A 19284-nucleotide genomic window follows, 5' to 3' on the forward strand; every position below is an offset into this window, starting at 1 on the left:
GCCCACGACCAGGCCGCCGCCAACCTGCGCTGGCTCGCCGCCTGCGCGCCCGGGCTGGTGATGCATGGCCTGTTCAGTATTCCATTGCAGGCGCGCCAGCGCTTTGTGCTGCCGGGGCTGGGCTCGTTACTGTTCAACCTGCCGCCGGTGCTGTACCTGTTTATCCGTGGCCCGGCCAGTGACAGCGCGGAACTGGCGATGTGTTTTTTTGCCGGTAGCGTGCTCATGTGTCTACCGCTGCTGGCACCGGTCTGGTCGTTCGGCTGGCGTCCCTGGCAGGTCAAGGGCGATGCCCTGGCCGGCCGCGAATTGCTGGGGCGCATCGGTCCGCTGTTGGCGAGCAATCTCGCCAGCCAGGGCCTGGCCTTGCTCGAGCGACTGATCGCCAGTTACCTGGGCGAAGGCGCGGTGACCTGGGTCAACCTGGCGCGCAAACTGATCAACCTGCCGTTGATCGCGCTGATGAGCCTCAACCAGGTGTTGCTGGGGCTGATGAGCGGCGAACAGGGCCAACAACGCCTGGCCTTGCTGCGCCGTGGCCTGGACGCCGCCACCCTGCTGAGCCTGCCGGCCGCTCTCGGCCTGATTGGCGCGAGCCCCGTGCTGATTCACCTGCTGATGCCGGCGCAAAGCGCCGACGGGCCCTTGCCGGCCCTGCTCGCCTGGTTCGCCACGCCGCTGGTGTTCGGCGCCTGGAACGCCATGCTCGCGCGCTATGCCTACGCCAACGGCGACACGCGCCTGCCGCTCAAGTGCGAACTGCTGGGCAGCCTGGTCAATGCCGGCTTGCTGGTCATGCTGCCGTACTTCTTCGGCCTGCCAGGGATTGCCCTGGCGGCCCTGGGTGGAGTGATCGTCACCAACCTGCTGCTGATGCAACGCCAACAGCTACTCGGGCAACTGGGCTGGCCGTTGCAGTGGGGGTTGAGTGTGGTGTTGCTGGGAATCGCCGCGCTGGTCCTGCACCCGTTGCACAACGATGGTTGGCAGTTGGGCTTGAGTACCCTGGCGGGCGCCGGGGTACTGGTAGGGTTGGGGCTGTGGCTTAAACCGTGGAAGGCGTGAGCTGCGCACAGCAAAAGGAAGCGCGCGGAGCTGCTGCCTGTGGGAGCGGGCTTGCTCGCGAAAGCGGCGTATCAGTCAACGAATATGTCGGCTGAACCACCGCTTTCGCGAGCAAGCCCGCTCCCACAAGGGATCTGCGCCAGGCACAGATTTTGTGCCACACCACCAAGCCGGCTCCTGGAGCGTCAGTCTTCCAGGGGTTGTGGCGCGTGCTTGCCAGGCTTGGCTTTGGCGCCTGGCTTGCCCGCAGTTGGTGCGACGGGTTCTGGTTCGGCGGGGGCGGCGGCTTCTTTTTCGGCCATTGGCATTTTGTCGACTGCGGCAAAAAACTCTGCGAGGTCCAGGGTATCGGGGGGTACGGTCTTTTCGACTTTCTTCTCGCCGTCCTTGCCCACCAGGATCACTTTGGTACCGGCGCTGGCGCCAAGCTTGAGGGCACGGATCAGCGCGTTGGTGTCTTGGGCGCCAAGGTCTTTGCCATCACGCTGGCCGACGGTGCCGATGCTCGTGTAGTTCACGGTGTAGAGCACCATGTTGCGCTCGGTGAACTTCTGTTTGTTCTCAGGCTGTTCAAGGGCTTTCTTGAGGTCGACCTGAGTCGGGTCGATGGAGCTGGGTGCTATCACGATCAGTGGGCGAAATTTGCCTTGATCCTGTTCCAGCGGGCCCCGGTTATCCGCAGCCAACAACGGCCCCGTAAACACCATCAAGGTAGCCAGGGTCAGCGACCGGACGAGCATGCGTACCTCCTTCCAATTCCATGCAGAGTTTTTGAGTTTCATGTCTGCGACAGTCAATTTCAAGGATGATTCCTACGCGACTATCAGAAAGAGTAGGCTAGGACGCCCACGACGCAAGGGTTTGAGGCCCATCTGGGCTCATTGTTTCTTCTGATTGCCAAGGCTCATTGCCCCGGCCAATCCGGCCAGTGCCGGCAAACACCGGAGCCACCAGTGGATCGCCATCCACCTGCGCCAGGGCCTGGGCGCACGCGGGGTGGGAATGCTGCAGGACGTCCCGCACGCCCTCCCAGCGGGACACGGCCGCCGCCATGATGCCCAGGGCATTGGGCAACCCCTGCGGGGTAAACAGTTGCCCGGCAAATTGCTCGGCAAATATCTGCCAGGCCTGGTGTAGATGCTGTTGCGTGCCCGCGATCAATTGCGCCTGCACCGTCTCATCGGTGTTGTCGAGGAAACGTTGCGGGTAGTCGATGATGGTGATTGCCGAATAGCAGTTGGCGGCGATGTACACCAGGCCGCGCATGATCTGGGCGCGGTTACCAGATAGCAGTCCGCTGGCCGGGTACTCGAGGCCCAGATGGATCAGGATCGCCGCGCTTTCCGTCAGCACGCTACCGTCAGGCAGTTGCAGGGTGGGGATTTGCCGCAACGGGTTGATCTGCCCGAGGGCCTCCATTCCCGCAGCATCGCCCCAGGGGCTGGCATCGACTTGCCGCCACGGCACGCCACAACGTTGCAGGGCAATTTCGACGATGCATGAGCCAGAACTTTGCGTGCCATAGAGCGTGTACATCGGGCATACCTCCAAGACGTGTCAGCGTCCAGAGTGAAGCGTGTTCCCGGCGTTAAAACAAGCCCATCTGGCCACCGACCAAGGTGCTGAAATCGTCATCGACAAACGGCAGGATCGCGTCGGCCACCGGCTGCAATTGCCGGGTGACGTAGTGGTCGTAGTCGATCGGCGCCTGGCGCACTTCCAGGGGCTCGGGGCCGTTGACGGTGATCACGTAGCGAATCCAGCCACCGTTCTGGTATTGCCGTGGGCGGCCCTCACGGTCGTTGAATTCATCCGCCAGGCGCGCCGCACGCACATGGGGCGGGACATTGCGCTCGTAATCGCCCAGTTGCCGGCGCAGGCGCTTGCGGTAGATCAGCAGCTCGTCGAGTTCGCCGCTGAGGGTGCGGCGCACGTAGTCACGCACATAGTCCTGATGGGGCTGGCGGTGGAAGATCCGCTGGTACAGCTCCTGCTGGAACTGGCGGGCCAGGGGCGACCAGTCGCTGCGCACGGTTTCCAGGCCTTTGTAGATCATTTCTTCACTGCCATCGGCACGGGTCACCAGGCCGGCATAGCGCTTCTTGCTGCCCTCCTCCGCCCCACGAATGGTCGGCATCAGAAAGCGACTGAAGTGGGTTTCGTATTGCAGCTCCAGGGCACTGTGCAGGCCGAACTCGCTGTGCAGGCGTTCACGCCACCATTGATTGACGTGCTGCACCAGGCCCTGGCCGATGCGCGTGGCATCTTCCTGGGAATGGGCACTGCCGAGCCAGACGAAGGTGGAATCGGTATCGCCATAGATCACTTCATAACCCTGGGCTTCGACCAGTTCGCGGGTCTGGCGCATGATCTGGTGACCGCGCATCGTGATGGACGAGGCCAGCCGCGTATCGAAGAACCGGCAACCGCTGGAGCCCAGTACGCCATAGAACGCATTCATGATGATCTTCAGGGCCTGGGACAACGGCGCGTTGTGCTCGCGCTTGGCTACCTCGCGGCCCTCGGACACCCGCGCCACAATCGCCGGCAGACAATGCCGGGTGCGGGAAAAACGGGCGCCGCGAAAGCCTTCCACCGACTCGCTGTCGTCGGGATGGCGCAGGCCTTCGATGAGGCCCACGGGGTCGATCAGGAAGCTGCGGATAATCGACGGGTAGAGACTTTTGTAGTCCAGCACCAGCACCGACTCGTACAGGCCGGGCCGCGAATCCATGACAAAACCACCGGGGCTGGCCTGGGGTGGCTTGTCCCCCAGATTGGGGGCGACAAAGCCCTGGCGATGCATCAGCGGCATGTACAAATGAGTGAACGCCGCCACCGAACCACCGTTGCGGTCCGCCGGCAGGCCGGTGACGCTGGCCCGCTCCAGCAGGAACTTGAGCAGCTCGGTCTTTTCGAAAATCCGCGTCACCAGCTCGCAGTCCTTGAGGTTGTAGCGTGCCAGCGCGGGCTTGTCCTCGGCGAACATGCGGTTGATCTCGTCCATGCGCTGGTAGGGCGTGGAAATCGACTTGCCGTCGCCAAGCAGGGTCTGGGCGACGTTTTCCAGGCTGAATGACTCAAACGTCCAGGTCGCCGAACGCAGGGCTTCGATGCCATCGATGATCAGCCGTCCGGCGGCGGCGGCGAAGTAATGGTTACGGCTGCCGTGTTCGCGCCAGGCCATGGCCTCGCCGCCACGGCCGAGTAGCAATGGCACGTTAAGGCGCTTGGCATGCTCATGGAGGACCCGCAGATCGAACTGCACCAGGTTCCAGCCGATGATCGCGTCGGGGTCATGTTGCGCCAGCCACTGGTTCAAGCGCTCCAGCAGTTGGGCGCGGCTGTCGCAGTATTCGAGCTTGAAATCCACTGCGTCTGTTTTGTTCGCCGGGCCGAGCATGTACACCTGGCGCTCACCACAGCCTTCCAGGGCGATGGAGTACAGCTCGCCGCGCGCGGTGGTTTCGATATCCAGGGACACCAGTTTCAACGCCGGGCGGTAGTCCGGCGCGGGTTTCATCTGCGCGTCCAGCAGCATCCCGCCCTCACCCGGTGTGCCGCCAAACAGCACTGGCGCGGTGATAAAGCGTTCCATCATGTAGCGCTCGGGCGGGCGCACATCGCCTTCGTAGACATCCACGCCGGCTTGGCGCAGGCGTTTTTCCAGGTCCATCGCCTGGCGATGCTGGCGGGTGTAGAGGCCCAGGACCGGGCGATGGTGAAAATCACACAGTTGCAGCGGGCGCAGTTTCACCTCGCGCTCCCCCTTGAGCACCCGTTGCGCGTGCTCGCGATGGGCCACCGGAATAAACATCACCGAAGGCTGCACGGGTAGACGGATATACCGCGGCCCCTGGTCGGTCGCCAGCCAGAAGCTGACCTCTGTACCCGCCGGGGTGTCGCGCCAATGCCGGGTCAGGACAAAACCCTGCTGTAAATCCACCTTGCCACACCTCAGGAATCGCTTTCAGGGCGCGATTCTACTCGGCATCCGCCACAAGGCCTGCATAGAAATTTCTGACCTTCAGACAGACTGTACATTGCAAATAAACTTGTAAAACACCAATTAGCATTTGTTATCATTTGCACCGGAGTCGTATTCGCGCAGTAAGGAAGCGCAACGTTGTTGCCCCCTTTCCTCACATTGACGGCTCGCCGTCCGGATCGACCATGCCCACTTGTACACGACTCGCCGTGCCGTTTCGCCCGACCCTGCTCGCCCTGTGCAGCTCCCTGAGCTTCGCGGCCCATGGCGCCCCTCAACAACCGCCACAGACTGACCAGGCCCTGGAACTGGGCGCCACCAGCATCAGCGCCGAGGCCATCATCCCCGGGGCCCTGCCGCCGGTGTACGCCGGTGGCCAGGTGGCACGCGGCGGGCAGTTGGGTGTATTGGGCAACCAGGACATCATGGACGTGCCGTTCAGCATGGCGTCTTACACCGAACAACTGATTCGCGACCAACAGGCCGAGACCGTCGGCGATGTACTGCTCAACGACTCTTCCGTGCGCCAGGCTTCGGGGTACGCCAACCAGTCACAGTTGTTCGTGATTCGTGGCCTGCCACTCAATGGCGATGACATTTCCTTCAACGGCCTGTACGGCATCCTGCCCCGACAGATCATGTCCACCGACGCCCTGGAGCGCGTGGAAGTGTTCAAGGGCCCGAACGCCTTTATCAACGGCGTAACGCCTTCGGGCTCCGGTATCGGCGGCGGTGTGAACCTGCAACCCAAACGCGCCGACGATGTGCCGTTGCGCCGCTTCAGCACCGACATCAGCAGCGAAGGCCGGATGGGTCAGCATCTGGATATCGGCCAGCGCTTTGGCGAAGGCAATCGTTTTGGCGCGCGGGTGAACCTGTCCCAGCGTGAAGGCGATACCGCGACCGACAATGAGAACCAACGCTCCAAACTGTTTGCCGCAGGCCTGGATTACCGTGGCGATGCGTTACGCCTGTCGGGAGACTTCGTCTATAAGAAGGAGCGCGTCAATGGCGGGCGCAACTCGGTATTCCTCGGCTCGGCAGTGACCCAGGTACCCGACGCGCCTTCGGCCGAGACCAACTACGCCCCGCGCTGGAGCATGACCAATATTGAAGACACCCTGGGCATGCTGCGTGCCGAATATGACCTGAATGACAACTGGACCGCCTACGCGGCAGGCGGGACCAAGCACACTCGGGAGATGGGCCGGTACTCCTCGGTGACCATCAACGACAACCTGGGCAATGCACAAAGCAGCGCCTCGACCATCGCCCACGAAGAAGACAACAGCAGCGCCATGGCCGGTTTGAACGGCAAGTTCCAGACCGGGCCGGTGAGCCACCGCCTGAACTTCGGCCTGGCCGGGATCTGGACCGAGGCGCGTAACGCCTATGTGTTCGACAGCGCCAGGACCAGCACCAATATCTACAACCCGGTGACCGGTGCCGAACCGCGCCTGAACAGCCCACGCAATACCCCTGGCACCGACTTCAGCGACCCGACCATCACCGCCAAGAGCTTTATGCGCAGCGCGGCGGTGTCCAACACCTTTGGATTTATCGATGATCGCCTGCTGGTCACGCTGGGCCTGCGCCGCCAGCAAATGGTGGTGCAGGGTTACAACTACATGAGCGGCAGCCGTACGGCCAACTACGATGAGTCGATTACCACGCCGGTGTACGGCATTGTGTTCAAGCCTTGGGAGCATGTGTCGCTGTATGCCAACCGGATTGAAGGGTTGGCCAAGGGGCCGACCGCACCGGAAAAACTGGGGCTTCGCACGGTGACCAACGGTGGCTCGGTCTATGCCCCTGCACGCTCCAAGCAGATCGAGGCCGGGGTCAAGGTCGACATGGGTACCTACGGCGCCACCCTGGGTGTGTATCGCATCGAGCAGCCCGGCGCCGGCTACAGCCAGATCATCGACGCCACCACCGCGCGCTTCGTGCGCGAAGGCGAGCAAATCAACAAAGGTGTAGAACTCAATGTGTTCGGCGAGCCGCTGGCCGGCCTGCGCCTGCTCGGTGGTGTGACGGTCATGAAAACCGAACTCACGAACACCCAGAACGGTGCCAACGACGGTAACCGTGCGATTGGTGTGCCGTCCTTCCAGTTCAATGCCGGCGTGGATTGGGATGTGCCGGGCCTGCAAGGCGTGACCCTCAGCGGGCGCATGCTGCGCACTGGCGGGCAATATGTCGATGCCGCCAATAAACTCAGCCTGCCGACGTGGAACCGCTTTGATGTGGGCGCACGCTACACCTTCAAAGTGGACCAGCGCGATGTCAGCCTCGGGCTCACGGTGGACAACGTGGCCAATACCAAATACTGGGAATCGGCGATGGGCGGCTACCTGACCCAAGGCGATCCGCGGGTGGCCAAGCTGTCGGCAAGCATTGAGTTCTGAGCCCCACCTTACAGACTGAAATCCCGGATCCAGCGCTAATCTCCTGTGGGAGCTGTCTCGCCCTGCGAGGCAGCTCCCACATTTGGGTCTGTATCAGGCCGAAAATCCGGGCACACCGACAGCATTCACAAAGTATGTTGAGTTGGCAGGCTATTGGACAGCCCGGTCCCAACTGCGTAGTTTTCACCAACCGCGCACAAGGACTCTGGCATGGCCCCCGACCTTACCTCCATCGAGCTGTTCCTCAAGACGGTCAAGCTGGGCAATCTGTCCCGCGCGGCCGAGCAGTCTCACCTCTCGCTGTCAGCGGCCAGTCGGCGCCTGTCGTTGCTGGAGCAGCACTTCAAAGTCGCCCTGTTGCACCGCACCTCCACCGGTGTCTCGCCAACGGCGGCCGGCGAGGTGTTGGCCGAGCATGGGTTGTCGATTTTACGCGCGGTAGACGTGATGCACGCCGACCTCGCCGACTATGCCAAGGGCGCCACCGGTCGGGCGTGCCTGTACGCCAACAGCTCGGCGATGAGCCAGCAACTGCCCAGCCAATTGACCCAGTGGAACGCCCTGCACCCCGGTATCCGCCTGGATATCCGCGAGGAGCGCAGCCGCGAAATCCTGCAGGCGGTGCGCGATGGCGTGGCTGATGTAGGCATCGTCACCACCCAGCCGGGCGGCGAGGAATTGCGCTTTGTCCCTTACTGCCAGGATCGCCTGTGCCTGCTGGTGCCCGATGATCATCCGTTCAAGATGCGCCATGCGCGCTTTGAGGATTTGTTGGGCTACGACTTTGTCGGCCTGGAAGATAACGCCGCCATCACCGCGCTGATCACCGAAGCCGCTGCGGCGATTGGCATGCCGCTGCGCCTGCGGGTCCAGGTACGCAGCTTTGAAGCCGTGTGCCGGCTGATTGCCGCCGGCCAAGGGGTTGGCGTACTGCCCCAGGGCGCGGTGCAGATCTTTCGCAAGGAAATGGCCTTGCGCTTTATCGAAATCGACGATCCCTGGGCCGACCGCCAGATGTACCTGTGCATGCGCCAGCAACAGCCTTCGCCTACAAGCCTGGCGTTATTTGACTACCTCAGCGCCTGTAATCGCGCATAACCGCTGGCCTTCGAATTTTGCGAAGGCCACTTCCACAATCAGAAATTCCCCCACCGCTGCACCTGTGCCAAGAATGTCCCCGCCTCACTGACAACAACAAAAACAGGAGACACGGCGTGTCCAATTCCACGACCAGCACCCCCCATCGTATTGCCGTGATCCCCGGCGACGGTATCGGCCGCGAGGTGGTGCCCGAAGGCTTGCGTGTACTGGAGGCCGTCAGCCGGCGTTTCGGCATTGCCTTTGAGTTCGATCACTTTGCCTGGTGCAGCGAACACTACCTGGCCCACGGCAGCATGATGCCGGACAACTGGGCCGAGCAGATCGGCAGCCATGATGCGATCTTCTTCGGTGCCGTGGGCGCACCGGACATCATCGCCGACCACACGGCGGTGTGGGAGTCGCTGCTGAAGATCCGCCGCCAGTTCGACCAGTACGTCAACATCCGCCCGGTACGCCTGATGCCGGGCGTACCCTGCCCCCTCGCCGGCCGTGTGCCGGGGGATATCGACTTCATCGTGGTGCGGGAAAACACCGAGGGCGAATACTCCAGCGTCGGTGGGCGGATGTGGGAAGGCACGCCGCGCGAGATCGCCGTGCAGGAGTCGATCTTCTCCCGCGAAGGCGTGGACCGGGTGGTGGACTATGCCTTCAAACTGGCACAGCAGCGCCCGCGCAAGAACCTGGTGGCCGCCACCAAATCCAACGGTATCTCCATCACCATGCCGTTCTGGGACGAGCGGGTGAACCTGATCGCCCAGCGCTACCCGGACGTCAAGACCGCTAAATTCCACATCGATATTCTGTGTGCGCATTTCGTGCAGCACCCGGACTGGTTTGACGTGGTGGTGGCCTCCAACCTGTTTGGCGACATCCTTTCCGACCTCGGCCCAGCCTGTACCGGCACCATCGGTATTGCCCCGTCGGCCAACCTCAATCCCGAGCGGCGCTACCCATCGCTGTTCGAGCCGGTGCATGGTTCGGCACCGGACATTGCCGGGCTGGGCGTGGCCAACCCCATCGGGCAGATCTGGTCGGCTGCGTTGATGATCGAACATCTGGGCAATGGCGACCCGCTTTACCAGCAGGCGGCAGCGGCGATTGTCTCGGCCATCGAGACAGTACTTGCCGAAGGGCCACGCACCCGGGAAATGGGCGGCAGCGCCAGTACGATTGAAGTGGGCGTGGCCATCGCCGAATGCGTCGCCGGGAACAGGAGTTGAACATGATCAATGCACACTACATCGCCAACCAATGGCAGGCCTCGGTGTCACTGGAAGACATCCCGGTGATCGACCCCAGCAGCGGCGAAACCTACTCCAGCATCGCCCGTGGCACCGCCGCCGATATCGATGCCGCCGTCAGCGCCGCCCGCCAGGCCGTGGGCGAGAGCTTCGATGGCCCATGGGGCACATTGTCGGCCCTGGAGCGCAGCCGCCTGCTGGCCAAACTCGGTGTGGCCGTACTGGAACATCACGAAGAGCTGGCGCAGGTCGAAGCGCGGGACACCGGCAAGGCGCTGAAAGTCGCCCGGGCCGATGCCACTGCCCTCGCCCGTTATTTCGAGTATTACGCCGGCGCGGCCGACAAGCTGCACGGCGAAACCCTGCCCTATCAGAACGGCTACACAGTGCTGACCGTGCGCGAACCCCATGGGGTGACCGGGCATATCATCCCGTGGAACTACCCGATGCAGATCTTCGGCCGCAGCGTCGGCGCCTCCCTCGCGGCGGGCAATGCCTGTGTGATCAAGCCCGCCGAGGATGCCAGCCTGTCGTTGCTGCGCCTGGCACAGATCGCCGCCGAAGTGGGTTTTCCGGCCGGCGCGATCAATGTGGTGACCGGCTATGGCTACGAAGCGGGCGCGGCATTGTGCAGCCATCCGGGTATCGATCACATCTCCTTTACCGGCTCCAGCGTGACCGGCACTGCGGTGTCAAAAGCGGCCGCTGAGCGACATTGCCCGGTGACCCTGGAACTGGGCGGCAAATCACCGCAACTGGTGTTTGCCGATGCGGACCTGGATGAAGCCTTGCCGGTGCTGATCAATGCCATCGTGCAGAACTGCGGGCAGACCTGTTCTGCCGGTAGCCGCTTGCTGGTGGAGCGCAGCGTGTATGAAACGGTGCTGGCCAGGCTCAGCCAGCGCTTTTGCGAGCTGCGCACCGGGCCCTCAGCACTGGACCTGGATATGGGCCCGTTGATCAACCAGAAGCAGCAACGCCTGGTGCGCGAGTTCGTGCGCGAAGCCGAACAGGCCGGCATCACCGTGGCCGCGCGCGGCCAGGTGGTGGCCGAGGCCGACAGTGGCGGGTACTTCCAGGAAGCGGTGCTGTTTCGCGACGTACCGCCCGACAGCCGCCTGGCCCAGGAGGAAGTCTTCGGCCCGGTACTGGCCGTGATGCCCTTCGACGACGAAGCCGAGGCCATCCGCCTGGCCAACGGCACCGATTTCGGCCTGGTCGCCGGCGTGTGGACCCGCGACGGCGCCCGGCAAATGCGCCTGGCGCGCAAGCTGCGCTGCGGTCAGGTTTTCATCAATAACTACGGGGCCGGCGGCGGGGTTGAACTGCCCTTCGGCGGCGTCAAGGCCAGCGGTTATGGCCGGGAAAAAGGCTTCGAGGCCCTGCTGGGCTTTACCACCTTGAAGACCATTGCGATCAAACACGGCTAAGCCATTACAACAACAAGAAAGGAGAACACTCCATGCGTCTCGCAAACAAAGTAGCCATCGTCACTGGCGCCGGCTCCGGCTTTGGTGAAGGCATCGCCAAGACCTTCGCCCAACAGGGTGCGCGGGTTATCGTCGCCGACATGAACGCCACCGGCGGCCAGCGGGTGGTCAATGAGATCAAAGCCAGCGGTGGGCATGCGCATTTCATCGAGGTCAACGTGGCCAACGACGAAAGCGTCGGCGCCCTGCTGCGGGCAACCCTGGAGCAATTCGGTGGGCTGGATATCGTCATCAACAACGCCGGCACCACCCACCGCAACCGGCCGATGCTGGAAGTGGACGAGGCCGAGTTCGACCGGGTGTTCGCAGTCAACGTCAAAAGCATCTTCCTCAGTGCCAAGCACTTCGTGCCGCACTTTCGCGGCCAGGGCGGCGGCGTGTTCGTCAATATTGCCTCGACTGCGGCGATCCGCCCGCGCCCGGGACTGGTCTGGTATAACGGCAGCAAGGGCGCGGTGGTGGTCATGAGCAAGACCATGGCGGCGGAGCTGGGGCCGGACAATATCCGCGTCAACTGCGTGAACCCGGTGGTCGGCGCCACGGCGCTGCTCAGTGAGTTCATGGGCGTGCCGGACACCCCGCAAAACCGCCAGAAGTTCATGGCAACTATCCCCCTGGGACGTTTTTCCACCCCGCAAGACGTGGCCAATGCCTGCCTGTACCTGGCCTCGGACGAAGCGGCTTTTATCACCGGCACTTGCCTTGAAGTCGATGGCGGGCGCTGCGTGTAACTCAACGACCAAAGGGATCGGAGTCGATATGTGTGACTTACATAACAAGAACGAACCGAGCACCAAGCAATTACTCGAAGGCCTGCCAAAGAACTGGGGTAAATGGGGGCCGGACGATGAGGTCGGCGCCCTCAATTACCTGACCGAAGCCGAAGTACTGCGCGGCGTGGCCTCGGTGCGCCAGGGCAAGACCTTTACCCTGCAAGTGCAGATCGGCCATCCGGGCGGCGACCCGATGTGGCCCGCGCGCAACCCGTCGATGCGCTTCAATACCCTGGATCACAGCCACTATCACTTCGGCAAGCAACCCGAAATGACTGGCGGCGCGGCCTATTGCGACGATGTGATCTTCATGCAGTTGCAAGGCTCGACCCAGTACGACGCCCTCGGGCATGCCTGGTACGACAACCAACTGTGGAACGGCTACGACGCCATGAGCACCGTCGGCGGCATGGCCAAGGCCAGTGTGCTGGCGATTGCCGAACGTGGCGTGGTCGGGCGCGCGGTGCTGATCGACATGGCCCGCCATCGCGGCAAGAAATACCTGGGCCGTGGCGAAACCTTCAATCACCTGGACTTGCTGGCGGCCGCCAAGGCCCAGGGCGTGACCATCGAAAAGCGCGACATCCTGATCATCCGCACCGGCTCCATGGGCGCCTTCTACGAGTATGGCAAGACCGAATTCTTCAAGGACCTGGTGGAGCCTGGGCTGACCTATAGCCGGGAGTTGGTGGAGTGGTTCCACGCCATGGAAATCCCCAACCTGGTGACCGATACCATCGCCAACGAGGTGATCACCGACCCGGTGTCGGGGGTGCAGATTCCATTGCATTGCGCGTTGATGCGCAACCTCGGCATCGCCTTTACCGAGATCGTGCTGCTGGAGGATCTGGCCGCCGATTGTGCCGACGACGGCCAGTGGAAGTTCCTCTACACCGCTGCGCCGTTGAAGATTGTCGGCGGCAGCGGCGCACCGGTGAACCCGGTGGTGATCAAGTAGCTCACCAGTCGTAGGACACGGCCAGGGACGCAGTGCGCTCCTGGCCGTAATAGCAACCAAAAGCGTAGTTGCAGGACGAGACATACTCGCGATCAAACAGGTTCTGCACGTTGAGGCTGGCTTCAGCGCCCTTGAATGTGGGGCCCAGGCGGCTCAGGTCGTAGCTGACAGTGGCGTCGTACACGACGAACGACGGGGTCTTGAAGGTGTTGGCCGAGTCGCCGTATTTCTTCCCGGTGTAACGCGCACCGCCACCTGCGGTCAGGCCGGCCAAGGCATCGCTGGCAAAATGGTAGTCGGCCCAGACGCTGCCGCTCCAAGGGGCTTGCGCCTCGCTGCGGTTGCCCTCCTCGCCGTAGTTGCTCTTGGTATAGATCGCGTCCAGGTACGACAGCGCACTGATCAACTCCACCTGGCCAAAACGGGCCTTACCTTCGAACTCGACGCCGCGTGAGCGCACTTCGCCTTCTTGCAACTGGTATTCGCGATAGACCAGATCGCCGGTCAAGACGTTTTTCTGCTTGATCTGGAACACCGACAAGGTCAGCAGCGACTGGTCGTTGGGCTGGTACTTGACCCCCGCTTCATATTGCTCGCCTTCCACCGGTTTGTAGGCGCCGCCACCGCGTTCCGGGGCCAGACGGCCGACGCTTGGCAGGAACGACTCGGCATAGCTGACGTAGGGCGCCAGGCCGAAGTCGGTGAGGTAAGTCAGGCCCACGCGGCGCGTGAGTTTCTTGTCTTTCTGCGACACCGTGCTGCGGTCCAGCAGGTCGCGGTTGATCACTTCGGCCCAGTCTTCACGCAGGCCCATGGTGAGGATGAAACGGTCGAACTTGATCTGGTCCTGGGCATACAGGCCGGTCTGCTTGACCGTGTTGTTCCACTTGGTGGTCAGTTGCGGCTGGCCAAAGGTGTGGTAATTGGACGGTTTGTAGAGGTCGATGATTTCCGCGCCGTAGAGGTTGTAGCCCTGGTATTTACGGGTGAACTCGCGGTGATCGAAGCCCACCAGCAAGGTGTGTTCCAGGGCACCGGTGGCGAACTTGGCCTGCAGGTTGTTATCGATGGTGTAGGCGCTGTTGTGTTGGCGCCAGTCCAGTTTGGTGCGGCTGGCGCGGGTATCGTCGGTGCTGCCGTCGGGCAGTTCGACGAAGCGATTGAGGTAGAAGCCTTTGTAGCGGTCGTTGACGTCAGTGAACCGAGCCGTCTGGCGATATTCCAGGTTGTCGTTGAATGCGTGGGAGAAGTCATAGCCCAGCACATATTGATCGCGGATGTAGTTGTTCCAGTCGGAATCGCCGAGGAAGGTGTCGCGGTCGATGCGCTGGCCCTTGGAGTTGCGATAGAGCGTGCCGATGGCGGGCAGTGCCTGGTAATCGGCCAGGGATTTGTCGCGCTGGATCTGCGCATAAATGGTCAGGGCGGTGTCTTCGGTCGGCGCCCAGGTCAGGCTGGGAGCGAGCAAGGTGCGGCTGTCGGTGGCGTGGTCGACCATCTCGTTGCCGTCCCGGGCCAGGCCGATCAGGCGATAGCTCAGGGTTTTCGCGTCATCGATGGGACCGCTGAAGTCGAGGGCGCCATTGACCCGGTCGTAGCTGCCCACGCCGAACTTGACCTGGTGCCGGGCTTCAGTGGTGGGCCGTTTGGATACCAGGTTGATCATCCCGCCAGGCTGGTTCTGCCCGAACAGCACCGACGCCGGCCCCTTGAGCACTTCAATGCGTTCCAGGGTGTAGGGGTCGATTTGTGGCGCACCGCCGAGGCTGCCGGCGTAAGGCAGGTAGGCGCCATCGAGGTACAGCAAAGTGGGAGAAAAGCCGCGGCTGCCCAGTTCATCGGCGATGGTATTGCGATCGGTGTAGCCGTTGGTGTCCATGCCTGGGGTATAGCGCAGGGATTGGGTCAGGTTGCGCGCGCCCTGCACCTTGACCTGGTCGGCGGTGACCACGTTGACGGTCTGCGGGATTTCCAGGATCAGTGTATCGGTCTTGGTGGCCGTGGCGCTGCGAGTAGCCACATAACCGTCCACCGGGCCCCAGGCATTTTCTGCGACCTGGCCGGTGACGGTGGTGGCGCCGAGATTAAGCGCGCCCTCGGGCAGCAGATACAGGCTCCAAGTGCCGTTCTCGGTGACCGTCAAGCCCAGGCCGCTACCGGCCAGCAGATGTTGCGCGGCCTGCTCGGGGCTGTACTGGCCCTGCAACGCGGGCGCGCGGCGGCCTTGCAGCAAGGCTGGGGCGACCGACAGCGTGCGTCCGCTTTCCCGCGACAGCCGGCTCAGGCTATCGCCTAGGGCGGCGGCAGGTAGATTGAAATAGTGCGGGGCACTGGCGTCAGTATCGGCCAGGGCGACAGCAGGGTGGCCGATCACAGCCAGGGTTACGGCCAGAGTCAACAGGCAGGGGCGGATCATCAAGGGTGCCATAGGGTGAGGATGCTCATTGTCAGGTTGGCGTTCCCTAACCTTGACTCGCGAGATCAGCGATCCCCTCACGCTGAGTGAAAATAATTCCCATTGAGCCTTCAGCGCACATCAATCAGGGTCAACCAGGGGCCGTAATGGCTGATCCGCAGGGGGAAGGTTTGGGCCAGCGAGGCCAGGGTCTGCTCCGGGTCATCCAGTGGATACACACCATAGATGCGCACTTTCGAGGCTTGCTCACTGACCCGCAGCACACCTCGGCGATACGGACGCAGAGCGTCGATCAGCAGGCCCAGGGGCTCATCCCGGATATCGACTCGACCATCGCACCAGTCCGCCCGAGTGCGCACCGAGAGCGGTACCGGACGCACATCGCTGTCGCTGAACCACGCCGCCTCCCCCGCCTCTACACGGCGCTGGCTGCCACCGGAGGTGGTGACCTGGACACTGTGCAACTGCACCGAGGCCAGGCTGCCGGTGGCCTCCTGGCGCACCATGAATTGTGTGCCCAGGGCCTGGACTTCTCCCTGGGCGGTGGCGATCACAAATGGTCGGCGCGGGTCGGCGGCGACATCAACAAACACTTGGCCCTCGCGCAGGCGCACCAGGCGGCGGGTGTCGGTGAAATGGATATCCACCGAGCTGCGGGCGTTGAGGCTCAGGCGACTGCCATCGGCCAACTCGAAGGTCTTGCGCTCGCCAGTGGCGGTGTGGCGATCGGCCCACAGGCCATTGAGCGGCTGGGCACGGTCGAAAATCGCGGCACCACTGATACCGAACAACGCCAGGGCCAGGCTGCCACGCAACACTTTGCGCCGCGACTCGGAGTCCGGGGCTGCCAGAGCCTGGGTCACGGCGCGTAACTGACCGGGGCTACGGGCTTCGACGCGCTGCAAGTCGGCAATCGGCTGCTGCAGCAAGCTACCGACCCGCTGCCAGGCAATCGCATGCTGGGGATTGGCCCCCAGCCACGCGTCGAAGGCTTGACGCACTGACGGATCTTCAGCCGCCGCCTCCAGGCGCAGCAACCAATCCACGGCGGCGCGGGTCGTGGCGTCAACCTTGGGCTGGCTCATGTCAGGTCCGCCGATTCGGCCAGACAGTGCAGGAAAGCCCGCCGCAGATCGCGCTCCACGGTGGCCAGCGAGACGTCCAACTGCTGGGCGATGACAGGCTGCGACAAGCCTTCGAGGCGGTTGAGCATAAAGATCTGCCGGACCCGAGGCGGCAGGCCATTGAGCAGGCGATCGATGCTTTCCAGGGCCTCACGTACCAGGGCCAGGTCTTCCTCCGAAGGCGTGTAGGCGTCCGGCAACTGCGCCAGGCTGTCGAGGTAAGTCTGTTCCAGGCGCTTGCGTCGCCAGAAACTGAATAACAGCCGGCGGGCCACGGTGCTGAGAAACGCACGGGGCTCATCGAGTTGGTTGAGCTGGCGCGCATCCAGAATGCGGATAAACGTGTCTTGGGTCAGGTCCGCAGCATCCTGTGGGCACTTGAGCTGACGATACAACCAGGCGCGCAGCCAGCGATGGTTATCGTCATACAGCGTTGCCAGGAGAACCTTGGGATCGGTAGGAGTAGACACGCGGGCAGCCAGAGATGTTAATGATAACTCATCTCATTATCGTCGTAGATTGTAGCGAAATGCAATCGCTTATCTATCGGGCGGTCCCGCACTCTGGGTGGAGTAAACCCTTTCTTTCACACGCGAGGCTCACCCGAAGTCTTGGCGGGCGCCGCGTACTGCGGTTTAAGGTGGCCCTGCTGATCAAGCAGCCAGGCATCCATGATCTGGCGTACCACAGGGCCTGCCACACGGCCGCCCGCCTCGCCATTTTCGATCATCACTGAAATCACAATCCGAGGATGCTCTGCCGGGGCAAAGCCGACGAACAATGCGTTGTCGCGGTTGCGCTCGCGGGTCTTCAGGCGGTTGTAGCGCTCACCCTGCTTGATCGCCACCACCTGCGCGGTACCGCTCTTGCCAGCAATCCGGTACTGCGCGCCGGCGGCCGAGGCCCGGGCAATCCCGCGCGGGTCGTGCATCACCATTTGCATGCCGTGGTTGACCTGTTCCCAGTCGTGCGGGTTCTTGAGGACGATGTTGGGCATGGGGTTTTCGTCCGCTGGCGGCACGCCGTCGATAGTCTTGGCCAGGTGCGGTCTGTTCCACACGCCCTTGTTGGCGATCAACGCGGTGGCCTGGGCCAATTGCAATGGCGTGACTTGCATATAGCCCTGGCCGATGCCGAGGATCACGGTTTCGCCCGGGAACCAGGGTTGGCGACGGGTCGCGCGCTTCCAGGCCTGGGACGGCATCAGGCCGGCGGACTCTTCGAACATGTCCAGGGAGACTTTCTGGCCAAGACCGAATTCGGCCATGTAGTCGTGCAGACGGTCGATCCCCAGCTTGTGGGCCAGGTCATAGAAGTAGGTGTCGTTGGAACGCATGATGGCGGCGTCCATATCCACCCAGCCGTCGCCGCTGTGGTTCCAGTTGCGGTACTTGTGATCGAAGTCCGGGAGTTGGTAGTAGCCGGGGTCAAAGACCCGGGTCTGCGCGGTGACCACACCGCTGTCGAGACCGGCGATGGCCACTTCCGGCTTGATCGTCGAGCCCGGCGCATAGAGCCCGCGCAGTACGCGGTTGAACAAGGGACGGTCGATGGAGTCACGCAGCGCGGAGTATTCCTTGAAACTGATGCCGGTCACGAATGAGTTGGGGTCAAAGCTGGGTTTGCTGACCATCGCCAGGACTTCACCGGTTTGCGGATCCAGGGCAACCACTGAGCCGCGACGATCGCCCAGGGCTTCTTCGGCAGCTTCCTGGAGTTTGATATCCAGGCTCAGGACGATGTTTTTGCCCGGGATCGGATCGGTGTGCTTGAGTACCCGCAGCACCCGGCCTTGAGCGTTGGTCTCGACTTCTTCATAACCGACATGCCCGTGCAACTGTGGCTCGTAGAAACGTTCGACGCCGGTTTTACCGATGGATTGCGTGCCTCGGTACTCGACCGAATCCAGTTCCTTGGACTCTTTTTCGTTGATGCGACCTACGTAGCCGATGGAGTGAGCAAAGTGCGCGCCCAGAGGGTAGTGACGCACAAACTGCGGCTCGACATCCACGCCAGGCAGGCGGAATTCGTTGACGGCCAATATGGCGATCTGTTCTTCCGTCAATTCGTAGAACAACGTCACGGGCACAAATGGGTGACGCGCCTGCTTCAGGGCCTTGTCAAAGACTGTACGGTCTTCGGCTGGCAGGTGCAGGAGAGTGATGATCGAGTCCAACTCGCCTTTGAGGTCGGTCGCCCGTTCGCGAGTGATTGTCAGGTTGTAACTGGGGCGGTTATCGGCCAGGACCACGCCGTTGCGGTCATAGATCATGCCGCGGGTCGGGGTGATGGGCAGGACATGGACCCGATTGTTTTCGGAGATGGTGGAGTGATAGTCAAACTCCACGACTTGCAGGTAATACATCCGTGCGACCAAGGCACAGGTAATGCCCAATACCAGCATTGCACAAGCCAGCAGGCGCTTGTTGACCAGGCGGTGTTCTTTCTCGTGGTCCTTGATCGGTATAACTTCAGGCATTTCTACAGCATCTCGTGGGATAGAGGTGATGTCGCGTCCTGCGGTTGGAAGGCCAGTCCTTGGAAAAGGTGCTGCACCATACCAAAAATGCCGAAACACTTTGTATTGAATTGGCCGAGCGGTGATGGAGTGAACAGTTTGGGCGCTGATCTCTTGAAGCTTGCCGCCGCCCCTTTCCAACCGCCAAAAACAAAACCCCAACTGCTTTCGCAATTGGGGTTTCGGAATTTAATCTTGACGA

General features: G+C 62.3%; 14 protein-coding genes and 1 pseudogene. 7 read left to right on the forward strand and 8 right to left on the reverse strand.

Annotation, left to right across the window (positions count from 1 at the left end):
• Positions 1 to 1065 (forward strand): lipid II flippase MurJ (locus KL786_RS28005; RefSeq protein ID WP_215519652.1); only part of this gene is annotated, 1065 nt, incomplete at its 5' end.
• A 185-nt stretch (positions 1066 to 1250) separates the two neighbouring features.
• Here KL786_RS28005 and KL786_RS28010 read toward each other — a convergent pair.
• The 3 genes and pseudogenes from KL786_RS28010 to KL786_RS28020 form a co-directional block, all read right to left on the reverse strand.
• On the reverse strand, positions 1251 to 1805 hold the full coding sequence (locus KL786_RS28010; protein ID WP_215519653.1) for a DUF4174 domain-containing protein: 555 nt from the start codon (positions 1803 to 1805) through the stop codon (positions 1251 to 1253).
• 164 nt (positions 1806 to 1969) lie between these two features.
• Positions 1970 to 2601 (reverse strand): annotated as a pseudogene (locus KL786_RS28015) (glutathione S-transferase N-terminal domain-containing protein).
• A 52-nt stretch (positions 2602 to 2653) separates the two neighbouring features.
• A complete protein-coding gene (locus tag KL786_RS28020) occupies positions 2654 to 5011 on the reverse strand; it encodes a DNA polymerase II (protein ID WP_215519655.1) in 2358 nt (785 codons plus the stop codon).
• A gap of 227 nt (positions 5012 to 5238) precedes the next feature.
• On the opposite strand from KL786_RS28020, the gene KL786_RS28025 reads away from it, so the two are divergent.
• From KL786_RS28025 to KL786_RS28050, 6 genes are all read left to right on the forward strand, one after another.
• The gene (locus tag KL786_RS28025) at positions 5239 to 7461 is read left to right on the forward strand and encodes a TonB-dependent receptor (RefSeq protein WP_215519656.1); all 2223 of its coding nucleotides are present in this window, start codon (positions 5239 to 5241) and stop codon (positions 7459 to 7461) included.
• Positions 7462 to 7671: 210 nt separating this feature from the next.
• Positions 7672 to 8559 carry a LysR family transcriptional regulator gene (locus KL786_RS28030; RefSeq protein ID WP_215519657.1) on the forward strand — a complete coding sequence of 296 codons (888 nt, stop codon included), beginning with the start codon at positions 7672 to 7674 and terminating at the stop codon, positions 8557 to 8559.
• Positions 8560 to 8675: 116 nt separating this feature from the next.
• Positions 8676 to 9782: a tartrate dehydrogenase gene (locus tag KL786_RS28035; protein WP_215519658.1), complete on the forward strand. Its 1107-nt coding sequence runs from the start codon at positions 8676 to 8678 to the stop codon at positions 9780 to 9782.
• 2 nt (positions 9783 to 9784) lie between these two features.
• A complete protein-coding gene (locus KL786_RS28040; protein WP_215519659.1) occupies positions 9785 to 11233 on the forward strand; it encodes an aldehyde dehydrogenase family protein in 1449 nt (482 codons plus the stop codon).
• Between the two features lie 32 nt (positions 11234 to 11265).
• On the forward strand, positions 11266 to 12024 hold the full coding sequence (locus KL786_RS28045) for an SDR family oxidoreductase (RefSeq protein ID WP_215519660.1): 759 nt from the start codon (positions 11266 to 11268) through the stop codon (positions 12022 to 12024).
• 28 nt (positions 12025 to 12052) lie between these two features.
• Positions 12053 to 13024: a cyclase family protein gene (locus tag KL786_RS28050; RefSeq protein WP_032862984.1), complete on the forward strand. Its 972-nt coding sequence runs from the start codon at positions 12053 to 12055 to the stop codon at positions 13022 to 13024.
• Between the two features lies 1 nt (position 13025).
• Here the strand turns inward: KL786_RS28050 and KL786_RS28055 are convergent, their stop codons facing one another.
• The 5 genes from KL786_RS28055 to KL786_RS28075 form a co-directional block, all read right to left on the reverse strand.
• Positions 13026 to 15440, reverse strand: a complete 2415-nt coding sequence (locus tag KL786_RS28055; protein ID WP_252193877.1) for a TonB-dependent siderophore receptor — start codon at positions 15438 to 15440, stop codon at positions 13026 to 13028.
• A 110-nt stretch (positions 15441 to 15550) separates the two neighbouring features.
• Complete coding sequence (locus tag KL786_RS28060) at positions 15551 to 16525, reverse strand: FecR family protein (RefSeq protein WP_215519662.1); 975 nt, start codon at positions 16523 to 16525, stop codon at positions 15551 to 15553.
• Entirely contained in the window at positions 16522 to 17034 is a 513-nt protein-coding gene (locus KL786_RS28065) for a sigma-70 family RNA polymerase sigma factor (RefSeq protein WP_215519663.1), read from the reverse strand. Before KL786_RS28065 ends, KL786_RS28060 begins: the two co-directional genes overlap by 4 nt.
• Before the next feature lie 116 nt (positions 17035 to 17150).
• Positions 17151 to 19043, reverse strand: coding sequence for a penicillin-binding protein 2 (mrdA, locus tag KL786_RS28070; RefSeq protein ID WP_215519664.1), 1893 nt, complete (start codon positions 19041 to 19043; stop codon positions 17151 to 17153).
• Positions 19044 to 19045: 2 nt separating this feature from the next.
• On the reverse strand, positions 19046 to 19284 hold a 239-nt coding region (locus KL786_RS28075; RefSeq protein ID WP_215519665.1), incomplete at its 5' end, for a hypothetical protein.

It is taken from the genome of Pseudomonas sp. TAE6080, from assembly GCF_018732265.1.
GTDB classification, from domain to species: domain Bacteria; phylum Pseudomonadota; class Gammaproteobacteria; order Pseudomonadales; family Pseudomonadaceae; genus Aquipseudomonas; species Aquipseudomonas brenneri.

What these genes read in the sequence shown, in the direction of transcription:
- KL786_RS28010 (WP_215519653.1), bottom strand. Translation starts at nt 1,805, where the DNA reads ATGCTCGTCCGGTCGCTGACCCTGGCTACCTTGATGGTGTTTACGGGG.
- KL786_RS28025 (WP_215519656.1), top strand. Translation starts at nt 5,239, where the DNA reads ATGCCCACTTGTACACGACTCGCCGTGCCGTTTCGCCCGACCCTGCTC.
- KL786_RS28030 (WP_215519657.1), top strand. Translation starts at nt 7,672, where the DNA reads ATGGCCCCCGACCTTACCTCCATCGAGCTGTTCCTCAAGACGGTCAAG.
- KL786_RS28040 (WP_215519659.1), top strand. Translation starts at nt 9,785, where the DNA reads ATGATCAATGCACACTACATCGCCAACCAATGGCAGGCCTCGGTGTCA.
- KL786_RS28045 (WP_215519660.1), top strand. Translation starts at nt 11,266, where the DNA reads ATGCGTCTCGCAAACAAAGTAGCCATCGTCACTGGCGCCGGCTCCGGC.
- KL786_RS28050 (WP_032862984.1), top strand. Translation starts at nt 12,053, where the DNA reads ATGTGTGACTTACATAACAAGAACGAACCGAGCACCAAGCAATTACTC.
- KL786_RS28055 (WP_252193877.1), bottom strand. Translation starts at nt 15,440, where the DNA reads ATGATCCGCCCCTGCCTGTTGACTCTGGCCGTAACCCTGGCTGTGATC.
- KL786_RS28060 (WP_215519662.1), bottom strand. Translation starts at nt 16,525, where the DNA reads ATGAGCCAGCCCAAGGTTGACGCCACGACCCGCGCCGCCGTGGATTGG.
- mrdA (WP_215519664.1), bottom strand. Translation starts at nt 19,043, where the DNA reads ATGCCTGAAGTTATACCGATCAAGGACCACGAGAAAGAACACCGCCTG.